Annotated in this window: 13 protein-coding genes, 1 pseudogene and 1 riboswitch; of the genes and pseudogenes, 10 read left to right on the top strand and 4 right to left on the bottom strand. The window is 68.5% G+C overall.

Annotation, left to right across the window (positions count from 1 at the left end):
- The first annotated feature begins 56 nt into the window (after nt 1-56).
- Both OG589_RS34190 and otsB read left to right on the top strand, forming a co-directional pair.
- On the top strand, nt 57-371 hold the full coding sequence (locus OG589_RS34190; protein ID WP_405142287.1) for a DUF3263 domain-containing protein: 315 nt from the start codon (nt 57-59) through the stop codon (nt 369-371).
- Between the two features lie 22 nt (nt 372-393).
- Nucleotides 394-1,248, top strand: a complete 855-nt coding sequence (otsB, locus tag OG589_RS34185; RefSeq protein WP_405142285.1) for a trehalose-phosphatase — start codon at nt 394-396, stop codon at nt 1,246-1,248.
- Nucleotides 1,249-1,257: 9 nt separating this feature from the next.
- Here otsB and OG589_RS34180 read toward each other — a convergent pair.
- Nucleotides 1,258-2,469: pseudogene (locus OG589_RS34180) on the bottom strand (MFS transporter); the annotation flags it as partial.
- 218 nt (nt 2,470-2,687) lie between these two features.
- Nucleotides 2,688-4,115 carry a trehalose-6-phosphate synthase gene (locus OG589_RS34175; protein WP_405142283.1) on the bottom strand — a complete coding sequence of 476 codons (1,428 nt, stop codon included), beginning with the start codon at nt 4,113-4,115 and terminating at the stop codon, nt 2,688-2,690.
- Nucleotides 4,116-4,278: 163 nt separating this feature from the next.
- Between OG589_RS34175 and OG589_RS34170 the strand changes: the two genes are divergently transcribed.
- The 6 genes from OG589_RS34170 to OG589_RS34145 all read left to right on the top strand — a co-directional run bounded on the left by OG589_RS34170 (nt 4,279) and on the right by OG589_RS34145 (nt 10,410).
- Nucleotides 4,279-4,842 carry an RNA polymerase sigma factor gene (locus OG589_RS34170; protein ID WP_405142282.1) on the top strand — a complete coding sequence of 188 codons (564 nt, stop codon included), beginning with the start codon at nt 4,279-4,281 and terminating at the stop codon, nt 4,840-4,842.
- Nucleotides 4,843-4,982: 140 nt separating this feature from the next.
- Nucleotides 4,983-5,146, top strand: a riboswitch (SAM riboswitch).
- 14 nt (nt 5,147-5,160) lie between these two features.
- Complete coding sequence (gene thrC / locus OG589_RS34165) at nt 5,161-6,456, top strand: threonine synthase (protein WP_405142280.1); 1,296 nt, start codon at nt 5,161-5,163, stop codon at nt 6,454-6,456.
- Between the two features lie 13 nt (nt 6,457-6,469).
- Entirely contained in the window at nt 6,470-6,745 is a 276-nt protein-coding gene (locus tag OG589_RS34160; RefSeq protein WP_405142278.1) for a MoaD/ThiS family protein, read from the top strand.
- 339 nt (nt 6,746-7,084) lie between these two features.
- Complete coding sequence (locus tag OG589_RS34155) at nt 7,085-7,285, top strand: cold-shock protein (RefSeq protein WP_248960783.1); 201 nt, start codon at nt 7,085-7,087, stop codon at nt 7,283-7,285.
- 387 nt (nt 7,286-7,672) lie between these two features.
- Nucleotides 7,673-9,298 carry a chaperonin GroEL gene (groL, locus tag OG589_RS34150; RefSeq protein WP_405142276.1) on the top strand — a complete coding sequence of 542 codons (1,626 nt, stop codon included), beginning with the start codon at nt 7,673-7,675 and terminating at the stop codon, nt 9,296-9,298.
- A 230-nt stretch (nt 9,299-9,528) separates the two neighbouring features.
- Nucleotides 9,529-10,410, top strand: coding sequence for a GNAT family N-acetyltransferase (locus tag OG589_RS34145; protein ID WP_405142275.1), 882 nt, complete (start codon nt 9,529-9,531; stop codon nt 10,408-10,410).
- Nucleotides 10,411-10,488: 78 nt separating this feature from the next.
- On the opposite strand, the gene OG589_RS34140 is transcribed toward OG589_RS34145, so the two are convergent.
- On the bottom strand, nt 10,489-11,127 hold the full coding sequence (locus OG589_RS34140) for a TetR/AcrR family transcriptional regulator (RefSeq protein WP_405142273.1): 639 nt from the start codon (nt 11,125-11,127) through the stop codon (nt 10,489-10,491).
- Between the two features lie 164 nt (nt 11,128-11,291).
- Between OG589_RS34140 and OG589_RS34135 the strand changes: the two genes are divergently transcribed.
- Nucleotides 11,292-11,621 (top strand): prevent-host-death protein, encoded by a 330-nt coding sequence (locus OG589_RS34135; protein WP_363913055.1) that lies wholly within the window; start codon nt 11,292-11,294, stop codon nt 11,619-11,621.
- Nucleotides 11,618-12,052, top strand: a complete 435-nt coding sequence (locus OG589_RS34130) for a type II toxin-antitoxin system VapC family toxin (protein ID WP_405142271.1) — start codon at nt 11,618-11,620, stop codon at nt 12,050-12,052. The genes OG589_RS34135 and OG589_RS34130 overlap by 4 nt, the downstream gene beginning before the upstream one ends.
- 79 nt (nt 12,053-12,131) lie before the next feature.
- Here the strand turns inward: OG589_RS34130 and OG589_RS34125 are convergent, their stop codons facing one another.
- Nucleotides 12,132-12,581: a GNAT family N-acetyltransferase gene (locus tag OG589_RS34125; RefSeq protein ID WP_405142270.1), complete on the bottom strand. Its 450-nt coding sequence runs from the start codon at nt 12,579-12,581 to the stop codon at nt 12,132-12,134.
- Between the last annotated feature and the right edge of the window lie 57 nt (nt 12,582-12,638).

The following is a 12,638-nucleotide window of genomic DNA, read 5'->3' as shown; positions in this document are numbered from 1 at the left end:
TCTCCCCTGCCCGGCTCGCCGCCACGTCTCCCGCGTGCCCGACCGAGGAGGACAGCATGGACACCGCACCCGAGCACGGTGACAGCGATCCCGAGGAACCATCCGCCCCCCGCACTCCCGGAGAGCTCACCGAGCGCGAGCGCGAGCTGCTGGCCTTCGAGCGCCAGTGGTGGCGCCACGCGGGCGCCAAGGAGCAGGCCATCCGCGAGACCTTCGGCATCTCCTCGACGCGTTACTACCAGCTGCTCGGCCAGTTGGTCGACCGCCCCGAGGCGATGGCCCACGATCCGATGACGGTGAAGCGGCTGCGGCGGCTGCGCGCCTCCCGCCAGCGCGAGCGCGCGGCGCGCCGTCTGGGCATGCGCCCGTGATCCCTGGGGTACTGCTCCACGCGTGACTCATGATGTATTGCCGGATATCGCCGGTCTGGCGGCCATCAAGGCCGATCCTGCCGGGGCGGTCGTCGGTCTCGACTTCGACGGCACGCTGGCCCCTATCGTCCCGGACCCCGCCGACGCCCGTGTGGACCCGCACGCCGCCGCCGCGCTCGTACGCCTCGGCGGCCTGGTGGGCGGCGTGGTGATCGTCACCGGACGCCCGGCCGCCACGGCCATCGCGTACGGCGAGGTGCCCGGCGGGCCCGGCCTCGCGGACGTGCCGGGCCTGGTGGTGCTCGGCCAGTACGGGCTCGAACGCTGGGAGGACGGGCAGGTGACGTCCCCGCCGCCGCCACCGGGGGTCGAGCGCGTGCGTGCCGGGCTGCCCGGTCTGCTGGCCTCCCTCGGCGTCACCGTCACCGACGGGGCGGAACCGGGGGTGACGATCGAGGACAAGGGCAGGGCGGTCGCCGTCCACACCCGCAGGGCCCCTGACCCGGAGGGCACTCTCCTGGCACTGCGCGAGCCGCTGACGAAGCTGGCCGCGGAGAGCGGCATGCTGGTCGAACCGGGGCGGCTGGTGCTGGAGCTGCGTCCCGCCGGCATGGACAAGGGGCACGCGCTCGGAGGGTTCCTGGCCGAGCGGTTCGCGCGGTCCGTGCTCTTCGCCGGGGACGACCTCGGCGACCTCGCTGCGTTCGAGGCCGTACGGCTGTCCGGGCTGCCGGGCGTGACGGTGTGCAGCGCCTCGGCGGAGGTCACCGCGCTCGCCGAGCGCGCGGACCTCGTCGTCGACGGTCCGGCCGGGGTCGCTGCGCTGCTGTCGGCGCTGGCCGACGCGGTGGACGAGAGGAGCCCGCGCGACGGCTGACCGAGCCGCTCAGGCGGGGGTCGTCGCGGGCGGCCGGGAGCTGAGCGCGATGCCGGCGACGGCCAGGACTATCAGCAGCGGCACCATGAGGAACGCCGTGCGGGTGCCGAAGCCGTCGGCGAGGGCGCCGAGCGCGAACGGCCCGATGCCGACGGCCACCCCGGCCCAGATGGAGGCCGCCGCGCTGCCCTCGGCCGCCCGCCCGCCGGACATGGCGATGACCCTGGCGAGGCCGAGCGGGAACTGCACCGCGACGCCGAGCCCGCTCAGGACCAGGCCCGCGTACGAGATCACCGGCTGGCCGCTGAACCAGAAGACCGACCAACCGCTCAGGGTCACCACGAGGGCGCCTGCCAGCATGCGGGTCGGGTCCAGCCGCAGGGCCAGACGTCCGGCCGCGAACCTGCCCGCGGCGAGGCCGGCGGTGAACGCGGTGAGCCCGGTGGCCGCGGCCGCCGCGGTCATGCCCGTCTGGTCCGCGAGCAGCCTGGCGGCCCAGACGTTGAAGAGGAACTCCATGGCCACCAGGCAGAACAGCACCCCGCAGGCGGCGTGGAAGCGCCAGCCGAACGGGGCGCCCGCCGCGAGGGCGGCGCCTTGCTCCTGGTGGTCGTCGGCCGGCGGTGCGGCCGGCACCCACACCCTGCCCATGACCGCGAACAGGAGCAGGACCGCCACCGGGGTGATCAGGATGCCGGCCCGCCAGCCGAGCGCGGTGTCGGCGAGCACGCTGATGAGGAAGGACACGCCGATGCCGACGGTGACGCCCACCGCGTTCGCCTCGTTGATGGCCGCGGGGCCGGCCGCCCTGTGGTGGTCGCTCAGCACGGACATGCCCAGGTAGAGCGTGATGGAGCCGCCGCCGCTCGCCAGGCCGAACCCGAGCAGGGTGACCGGCAGTGCCGTGGTCAGCGTGACCAGCACGACGCCGCAGGCCATCAGCAGCAGGCCGAGCCAGGTCGCCCGGCGCCTGCCCACCCGTGCGACCAGGCGCGGCATGCCGACGCCGCTGATGATGCCCCCGACGGCCATGGAGGTGCCGTGCAGCCCCGCGACGGCCTGGGAGACCTCCTGGTCGATGCGGAGCAGCGGGAGCGCGGCGGACAGCCCGTACAGGTAGGTGCTGAAGGTCGCGAGCTGGAGGTAGATGAGCCAGGTGGCGCGATCTCTGGTGAGCCGGGCGCGCGGTCGTGCGGACGTGGTCGAGCTCACTGATCCCCCGTGCCTCGGAACACTCGAAACGTCATGAAGGTACCACCGGGCGAATCACGGGGAACGTGCCCAGAGGGCAAGGAATCCGGCACCAGCAAAGCCGCCGTTCCAGGGGGGCGGTCACCGGGGGTTCACCGGTCGCGTCCTGAGGCCGGGGGTGGCGGGACACGGGGTGAGCGTTCCAGGACCGGGCTTCGGCCGGGGGCGGTTCAGTGGTCGAGGGCGGTTCAGTGGTCGAGGGCGGCGAGCTGGTCGGCGAACCAGCGGCTCGGGGGGAGCGCCGTCGCGGCGGCGCGCAGCCGGGTGCCGCGCTTCGCGCGCTCCTCCTCGGGAAGGACCAGCGCTTCGTGCAGGGCGTTCGCCGTGCCGGAGACGTCGTACGGGTTGACCAGGAGAGCGTCGCCGCCGAGCTCGGCCGCGGCGCCCGCCTCCCTGGACAGCACCAGCGCGCAGTGCGGCGCGAGGATCGGGCCCTCCTTGGCCACGAGGTTCATGCCGTCGCGGATGGGATTCACCAGGAGCACGTCGGCCATGCGGTAGGCGGCGAGGGAGCGGGCGTAGTCGTCGTCCACGTTGAGGATCAGGGGGTCCCAGTCCTCGCCGCCGAAGAGGTCCTCGATCTCCTTGGCGCAGCGCTGCACGGCCGCGGTGTACTCGCGGTACTCGGGCAGGTCGTGCCGCGACGGGTAGGCGAAGGCCAGGTGCACGACCTTGCCGTGCCACTCGGGATGGTCGGTCAGGAACTGCTTGTAGGCCGACAGGCCGCGGACGATGTTCTTCGACAGCTCGGTCCTGTCGATGCGCACGATGAGCTTGCGGTCGCCCACCCGCTCGCGGAGGGCGGTCATGTGCGACTCGACGTCGGGCTCCAGCGCGCGGGCCCAGAGCGCGTCGCCGTCGACGCCGAGGGCGTGCACGCCGATGTGGGTGGTCCTGCCCTCGTAGGCGACGGTGCGCTCGACGCGGTCGACCTGGGCGCCGAGCAGGGTCTCGCAGCAGTCCATGAACGCCGAGGCCCAGCGCGTGGCCAGGAAGCCGGCGTGGTCGGCGCCGAGGATGCCGGACAGCAGCTCGGCGGAGATGTCGTCCGGCAGCAGCGAGAAGTACTCAGGGGGAGCCCACGGGGTGTGGGAGAAGTGGGCGATGCGCAGGTCGGGCCGTTCGACCCGGAGCATCGCGGGGGCGAGGGTCAGGTGGTAGTCCTGGATCATCACGCGGGCGCCGTGCGCGGCCTCCTCGGCCAGGGCGAGGGCGAACGCGGCGTTGTAGTCCTGGTAGGACTCCCACTCCCTGCGGAACCGCATGTCGAACTGCGGGGAGTTCGGGATGTCGTAGAGCAGGTGGTTGACGAACCACAGCGTTGAGTTCGCCACGGCGTTGTACGCGCGGTGGAACGTCGCGGGCGGGATGTCGAGCATGCGCACGGGCCCGGTGTCGTAGCCGGCCTGGTCGAGGCGCCCGCTCGGCGCGAGCCGTACGGCGCTGCGGTCGCCGTCGGAGAGCGCGGCGCACACCCACAGCACGTCGGTGTCCTTGGCGACCTCCGAGAGGCCGGAGACCATGCCGCCTCCGCCGCGGCGCATGGTCAGCGCACCGTCGTCGGCAAGTGTGAACGACACCGGGCCCCTGTTGGAAGCCAGCAGAACAGTGTTCATCCGCCCATCACCACTCCTCGTCCGCCATGTGGCGGTCGTCCCTCGCCGTACTTCGCCGCTGTGATGCGCACCTGGCCGCAGATTAATAAAATTTAACGCCCCCAATAAGATGGGCTGATGGTCCGGTCCAGGCAAAGTGCAGACGGTCGAGGGGAGCCCCCGCATGGCGCTTGACGAGACGACCGAAGAGCTGGCCCGCGCCGCCGCCCAAGGTGACCACCGCTCCCTAGGAGAGCTCCTCCGCCGCATCGAGCCCGACGTGCTCCGCCACTGCGCGAGGCTCCTGCCCTACCACCAGGACGCGGAGGAGGCTTGCCAGGATACGTTGCTGGCCGTCGCCCGCAACATCGGAAGGTTCGAAGGGCGGGCACGTTTTTCCACCTGGTTGCATATCGTCACCGCCAACTGCGCGCGCACGACCTACCGCACGCTGAAGCGCCGGGGCGCCGAGCAGACCTCCGAGGAGCTTCCCGACATGCGCGCCGACCCGCACAGGGTGAGCGTCATCGCGGGCTCGCGGCTCGACCTGCTCGACGCCATGGAGGCCCTGGAGGCCGACAAGCCCGACCTGGCCCAGGCGCTGGTGCTGCGCGACATCTGCCAGCTCGACTACAGCGAGGTGGCCGAGCAGCTCGGCATCCCGCTCGGCACCGCCAAGTCGCGCATCCACCAGGCCCGCAAGTACGTGCAGGCCGCGCTCGGCGACGCGTACAAGTGGTCGTCCTGATCCCAGCGCGCGGGCACTTCGATCGTGCGAAGTTGATACGCGGTCGTCTCGATCGGTGAGACGAGCAACCGGGCCCGCAGGCGGGCAAGGTACAGTTCTTTTGTCCTGCCTGTAACATCGGCGGGATCACAACTTCATATTGCTCATCCAGAGGGGTGGAGGGACCGGCCCTGCGAAGCCCCGGCAACCCTCCCGGCTGTGGTCACACGCGTCTCCGATACGGCGCGACATCCGACCAGTGAGATCAGCCGGGACAGGTGCCAATTCCGGCCCGTGATCAAGGTGGTCCGGGCGAAGATGAGGGAAAGGCCTCGCTTCATGGCGCTCGCAACAGCTGAGACAACGACCACACTCGACTTCGGCCCCGCCGTCGCGCTCTCCTGCCGCGAATGTGGCACTCGCTACGACCTCGGACCGATCTTCGCCTGTATCGAGTGTTTCGGGCCACTCGAAGTGGCCTACACCTGGGACACCCCCGACGCTGGCCACACCTCGCCGGTGACCCGGGGGCAGATCGAATCCGGACCGCAGAACATCTGGCGATACCGCGCGCTTCTCCCCGTGCCCGCGGACGTCATCTCCAAGCCCAACCTCGCCCCCGGCTGGACCAAGCTCGTCAGGGCCGACAACCTGGCTCGCGAGCTGGGCATCCGCAGCCTGCACGTCAAGGACGACTCCGGGAACCCGACCCACTCCTTCAAGGACCGAGTCGTCGCGATCGCCCTGGAGGCGGCGCGCAACTTCGGCTTCCACACCCTGTCGTGCTCGTCCACAGGCAATCTCGCGGGCGCCGTCGGCGCCGCCGCGGCACGCGCGGGGCTGGACTCCTGCGTGTTCATCCCGTCGAACCTCGAAGAGGCCAAGATCGTCATGGCCTCGGTGTACGGCGGGCGCCTCGTCGGCATCGAGGGCACCTACGACGAGGTCAACCGCTTCTGCTCGGAGCTCATCGGCGACCCGCTGGGCGACAAGTGGGGCTTCGTCAACGTGAACCTCCGGCCGTACTACGGGGAGGGCTCCAAGACGCTCTCCTACGAGATCGCCGAGCAGCTCGGCTGGCGGATCCCCGACCAGATCATCGTCCCGGTGGCCTCGGGCTCGCAGCTCACGAAGATCGACAAGGGCTTCAAGGAACTGATCAAGCTCGGGCTCGTCGAGGACAAGCCCTACAAGATCTTCGGGGCGCAGGCCGAGGGGTGCTCGCCGGTGTCGTCCGCCTTCAAGGCCGGGCTCGACTTCGTCCAGCCGGTGAAGCCCGACACCATCGCCAAGTCGCTCGCCATCGGCAACCCCGCCGACGGGCCGTACGTGCTCGACATCGCCCGCCGTACGGGCGGAGCGGTCGAGGACGTCACCGACGCCGAGGTGGTGGACGCGATCCACCTGCTGGCCCGCACCGAGGGCATCTTCGGTGAGACCGCTGGCGGCGTCACCGTGGGAGTGCTCCGCAAGCTGGTCACGAACGGCGTCCTCGACCCGGACGCCGAGACGGTGGTGCTCAACACCGGGGACGGCCTGAAGACCCTCGACGCGGTCTCCGCCAAGGCCAGGCCCACCGCCGTCATCCGGCCCTCACTCGACGCATTCCGCACGGCTATCGCCGATAACTCCTGAAAGGTCACGATAAATGAGCGTTTCTGTGCGGATTCCGACGATTCTCCGTACGTACACCGATGGTGCCGCGGAGGTGAACGGTGAAGGCGCGACGCTTCGCGAGGTGTTGCAGAAGCTGGAGTCCGACTTCCCCGGAATCGGTGCCCGCATTCTGGATGAAACGGGCAAGATCCGGCGTTTTGTCAACGTGTATGTCGGAGAAGAGGACGTCCGTTTCATGGACGGACTTGACACCGCGACCCCTGAGGGAGCGCAGATCTCGGTGATCCCCGCGGTCGCCGGAGGCTGACCCTCACGCACTCTCAACGCCCACGCGTCCCAGGGACGCGTGGGCGTTCGCGTGCCCGGGGGGCCCGGAACGGCCTGACTGTCGTAATAGAAGTTCTGACAGGCCCTTGCGTGTAGTGTAATTATCAACTAACGCGTGTGGGCAAGAAAAAGTCACGTCCTGCTTAGAGCGAACGTCAAGAAGTAGTTTGGTGATTGACTCTGTTGCGCCAAGCCTTGCCACAGGTATGGTCGAGAACGATCGACGTGGCCGAGGAGTTCGCATGCGTCTCGGTTCCGAAGGTCACGGGCCCCGCGGAGGAGTGGGCGGGGTCCGGAGCCCAGCAAGAGGAGTCGGAAAGTGGCGCAGGGCACCGTCAAATGGTTTAACGCGGACAAGGGCTACGGCTTCATCGCGGTAGACGGTGGTAAGGACGTGTTTGTCCACTACTCAGCGATCATGTCCGAGGGCTATCGGTCCCTCGAGCAGGGTCAGCGGGTGGAGTTCGAGATCACACAGGGCCAGAAGGGTCCACAGGCGGAGTCCGTGCGGACTGTGTGACGGCGCCGGCCCCGTCCGGTCGTCGACGAAGATCCACTGGTCTCTCTCAAGTCAGTAGCCGGAAGGTTCGGTTCGTCGTACATCAAGACGGGCCGAGCCTTCCGTCATGTCCGCACTTTCCCGCACGTGAGGTCAGGTCCAATATTCGGCATACGGTCAGAGAAATCCTTGCGCCGCCCAGGTCATAGGGGTTGTCGCTTGCACTCGGCAGGGTAGAGTGCTAAACAGTTCGTTGGCACTCTCCTGTCGAGAGTGACAAACCTGGATCGAGGCGATGGGGCCTCGCGGCTCACGGCGACAGGTGTCGTGAAGGCGCGGGTCTACATGCCGTCGCGGGCGTCGGCTCGATCCGCTGCAAGCCACCCTGTATCTGGGAGGTCTAGCCGTATGGCAGCCAAGATGATCGCGTTTAACGAGGACGCCCGGCGCGGTCTCGAGCGCGGGATGAACCAGCTCGCCGATGCCGTCAAGGTGACCTTGGGTCCCAAGGGCCGCAACGTCGTGCTGGAGAAGAAGTGGGGCGCTCCCACGATCACCAACGACGGCGTCTCGATCGCCAAGGAGATCGAGCTCGAGGACCCCTGGGAGAAGATCGGGGCCGAGCTCGTCAAGGAGGTCGCGAAGAAGACCGACGACGTCGCGGGTGACGGCACCACCACCGCCACCGTGCTCGCCCAGGCGCTGGTACGCGAGGGCCTGCGCAACGTCGCCGCCGGCGCGAACCCGATGTCCCTGAAGAAGGGCATCGAGGCCGCCGTCGAGCGCGTCAGCGAGGAGCTCTCGAAGCTCGCGAAGGACGTGGAGACCAAGGAGCAGATCGCTTCCACCGCCTCCATCTCCGCCGGCGACACCCAGATCGGCGAGATGATCGCCGAGGCGATGGACAAGGTCGGCAAGGAAGGCGTCATCACCGTCGAGGAGAGCAACGCCTTCGGCCTGGAGCTCGAGCTCACCGAGGGCATGCGCTTCGACAAGGGCTACATCTCCGGTTACTTCGTGACCGACCCGGAGCGGATGGAGGCCGTCCTCGACGACCCCTACATCCTCATCGTCAACTCCAAGGTCTCGGCCAACAAGGACCTGCTGCCGCTGCTCGACAAGGTCGTGCAGGCCGGCAAGCCCCTGGTGATCATCGCCGAGGACGTCGAGGGCGAGGCCCTGGCCACCCTGGTCGTCAACAAGATCCGCGGCCTGTTCAAGTCCGTGGCCGTCAAGGCCCCCGGGTTCGGCGACCGCCGCAAGGCCATGCTCGGTGACATCGCCATCCTCACCGGTGGCCAGGTCATCAGCGAGGACGTCGGCCTCAAGCTGGAGACGGCCACGCTCGACCTGCTCGGCCGCGCGCGCCAGGTCATCATCACCAAGGATGAGACCACCATCGTCGACGGCGCCGGTGACCCCGAGCAGATCTCCGGCCGGGTCAACCAGATCCGCGCCGAGATCGAGAACACCGACTCCGACTACGACCGCGAGAAGCTCCAGGAGCGCCTCGCCAAGCTGGCCGGCGGCGTCGCCGTCATCAAGGCCGGCGCGGCGACCGAGGTCGAGCTCAAGGAGCGCAAGCACCGCATCGAGGACGCCGTTCGCAACGCGAAGGCGGCCGTCGAGGAGGGCATCGTGCCCGGCGGTGGCGTGGCTCTGCTGCAGGCGGGCGCCAAGGCGTTCGACAAGCTGGAGCTGTTCAACGACGAGGCCACCGGTGCCGCGATCGTCCGCAAGGCGCTCGAGGAGCCGCTGAAGCAGATCGCCATCAACGCCGGCCTTGAGGGCGGCGTCGTGGTCGAGCGCGTGCGCAACATCGAGGTGGGCTTCGGCCTCAACGCCGCGACCGGCGAGTACGTCAACATGCTCGAGGCGGGCATCATCGACCCCGCCAAGGTCACCCGCTCGGCGCTGCAGAACGCCGCTTCCATCGCGGCGCTGTTCCTCACCACCGAGGCGGTCATCGCCGAGAAGCCCGAGAAGAACCCGGCCGCTCCCGCCATGCCCGGCGGCGGCGACATGGACTTCTGAGCCTCCGGCTCGCCAGTCACCTAAAGGGCCATCCCCGGATCCACCGGGGATGGCCCTTTGGCGTTGTACGGAAATGTGTTGCGGCCGTGTGGTGGAGCACGTAGGTTCATCGGGCCGTTCGTCACCCCGGACCGGCGCCATCGACGAGGAGGTGTGCAGCAGATGCGCATGACGGTTGAGCAGCCGCACCAGGGCTCTGACACTTTCCACCTCCTCATGATGGAGACGCCTTGTCGATTCGCATCACCCCTCTGACCGACCCCGACCGCAGCCCGTCCAGCCACCGCCTGGCCTGGTTGGCGTCGCACGCCGACGGAATCCCCGTCGGATCGGCATTCCTGCGCCTTTTCACCGGGCCGGGACGGGACCACCTCGCCGAGCTGGAACTCCACGTCCACCCTGCCGAGCGGCGCGCGGGCACGGGTTCCCGGCTTCTCGACGTCGCCGTGGCCGCCGCGCGGGACGACGGCCGGCGCTGCGTCATCACCCAGGCCGAGTCCGGCTCGCCCGGTGACGGGTTCCTGCTCGTCCGCAGCTTTCGCCGGGTCCTGACCCTGACCTTCACCCGCCTGCCATTGGCGAAGGCTGACATCACCGCCCTCACCGGGATCATCGAACGACCGCATCCCGGCTACCGGCTGGCGTCGTGGGACGGCACCGTCCCGGACAACCTCGCTCAGACATTCGCCGCCTCGCGCCGCGCCATGGACGACATGCCGACTGGTGACATGGACTACGGCATGGTGACCTGGGACGTGGACCGGGTACGGGCCGTTGCGGAGGTCATCGACAAGCGCGGGGACCTGTTGCACACGGTCGTCGCGATCGACATCTCCGACGGCTCGATTGCCGGGTTCACGGAGCTGGTCGTTCCCGGCGACGGCAAGGGCGACGGCCAGCACTACGGCACCGGCGTCCTGCCCGAGCACCGTGGGCACGGCCTTGGCCGCTGGATGAAGGCGGAGGCGATCCGGCAGGCCCGCGAGCGCTACCCCGACCTCAGCGGCCTGCTGGCCGACACGGCTGACAGCAACCCGTACATGAGGCGCGTCAACGACGCGCTGGGCTACGCGCCGACGCGCACGACCTTCGAGTACCAGCTCGACCTGTAGATCACGAGTAGCCGCGTCTGCGACGGCCGGACTAGCGGGGGAGGCAGCCGAATCCTTCCCCGTGGGCCGGGTGTACGGTCAGCGGGCGCCGTAGTCGCCGATGCCCCTTTCGAGCAGGTCGAATGCGCGCTCCGCCTGGACGCGAAGGTCGGGGACGATCTTGTCGACGCTCTCATCCGCCATCTTGCGCCGTACGGCATGCGCCACCAGCCGCCGCGTGACCGCGCAGAGCTGGGCGGCGATCACCCAGGGTGTGATGTCGTCAGGGTCGGCGTCGGTTTCCTCGGCGAGGGTGCGGGCCAGGAGTTCCTCCTGGTGCTCGCCCAGCTCACGTATCCGTGCGACGAGCGACGGGCTGTCGTTGACCAGCCGGTTGAACACCTCGGAACCCTCGTTCAGCCCGATCCGCCAGTGACGCTCGTCGAGCGCGGTGAGGAAGTCGCGGCGCAGCGCGGCGACGACCGACTCCCCGGGCCGCCGTTCGCGGATGACCTGGCTCGGCAGGTCCTCGACGAGGTCGGTGCGGTCGAGGAAAAGGTCCTCTTTGGTCTTGAAGTAGTTGAAAACCGTGTTGACGGAGACGTCGGCCACCCGGGCCACCTCGGCCACGGTCACGTTGTCGAAGCCACGGGTCATGAAGAGCCCCATCGCCACGTCGGCGATGCGCTGCCGGGTCTCTCGCTTCTTGCGTTCGCGCAGGCCGAGCTGTTCTCCCATGGCCCCGATCCTAGGTAAGAAAAATGGAGCGGCACCACGGATGGTGCCACTCCATTGACGTCAGTGGTCTACGTGGGACCCCCGCTGGATCGGCGCACGAGTTGATCCTCGCCACCATGTCCCACGACGTGGCACGCCGTGGGACATGGTCGTATGATGTGTCCATGACCTACCCGGCGCACGAGCTACCAGAGATCAATCAGCGTGATCTGAAGAATCGTGCCAGCGAGATCATGGACGCCATAGAGCACGGCGAATCTTTCACTCTCATGCGCAACGGGCACCAGATCGCCACCGTCACGCCCATCGGCCGCCGGCGAACATTCGTCCCTCGGGAACGTGTCGCTGCCGTATTCGCCGGAGCTCCTGCGATCGACGACAAGAAGTTCCGAGAGGATGTCCGCGCCATCTTCGACGATGTGAATGACGACCCCTACGATCGCGCCCGCCGTCAGGGGCGGTCCGCTGCGGCGCCGGGGGAGGAGAACTCGTGACGGTCGCGACACGAGGGCTCCTCGACACCAACATCCTCATCCTCATGGAAGGTCTCGACCAGCGTGAGCTGCCACTTGAGCAGGCCATCAGCGCCATAACCCTGGCGGAACTCTCAGCAGGCCCGCTCGCCACCGACGATCCACAAGAACAAGCCGGTCGCCAGGACATTCTCACCCGCGCTGAGTCGGAGTTCGAACCGATCCCTTTCGATACAGCAGCCGCACGAGCTTTCGCCAGAGTGTACGCGGCTGTTCTGGCGGCAGGTCGAAACCCACGGCGAAACACCGCTGATTTGCTGATCGCGTCAATCGCGGTCGCCAACCGATTGCCGCTGTACACCGTCAATCCTGATGACTTCAAAGGGCTGGAGCACCTGGTTCGCGTAGAACCGGTCACCCATCCCCAAGACCGTCCACACAGCGGCAGGTAACGATTCGCGAGGTCGCCGCCGAAGGTCGTTTTTCGCTCTTCGGGATGGCCAGCGCGCACCCTGATGAGCGACGAGGGCGTCAGGAGCGCCGCGACCCGAGTGGTTTGACCCACCGTCCCCACTCCCCCTGGCGTACGTAACCCGCGGCGGTCCAGGCGTGGTGGGCGAGGGTGTTGTCGTGGAGGACCATGGCATCGGCCCGCATCCCGCCGTGCTCCACGAAGCGTCTCTCGGCCGCGTCGAGCAGCATGCGGGAGATGCCCTTGCGGCGGTGCGCGGGGTCGACGGCCAGCCGGTAGAGGTGGCAGCGCCACCCGTCCCACCCGGCGATCAGCGTGCCCACGATGCGCCCGCCCGCCTCGGCGACCAGCAACGCCTCCGGATCACGCTCGATCAGCCGGCGCACGCTCTCAGCGCTGTCATGCCGATCGGTCCCTTCAGCGGCTTCGAGCCAGAAGGCCAGCACCGCCTCGACGTCCTCGGCCACACCATTCCGTATGGCAAGTCCCGTCTCTACTGCTTCGGTCATGAACGCCAACGTAGCAAGGCGTGACCGGTGGCAGCCCCTGAGCGCGGCACCGGGTGC

Source organism: Sphaerisporangium sp. NBC_01403, assembly GCF_045040145.1.
Classification (GTDB): Bacteria; Actinomycetota; Actinomycetes; order Streptosporangiales; family Streptosporangiaceae; genus Sphaerisporangium; species Sphaerisporangium viridialbum.
The sequence above is the reverse complement of the archived record's forward strand: the minus strand, read 5'-3'. Positions and strand labels throughout refer to the sequence as shown.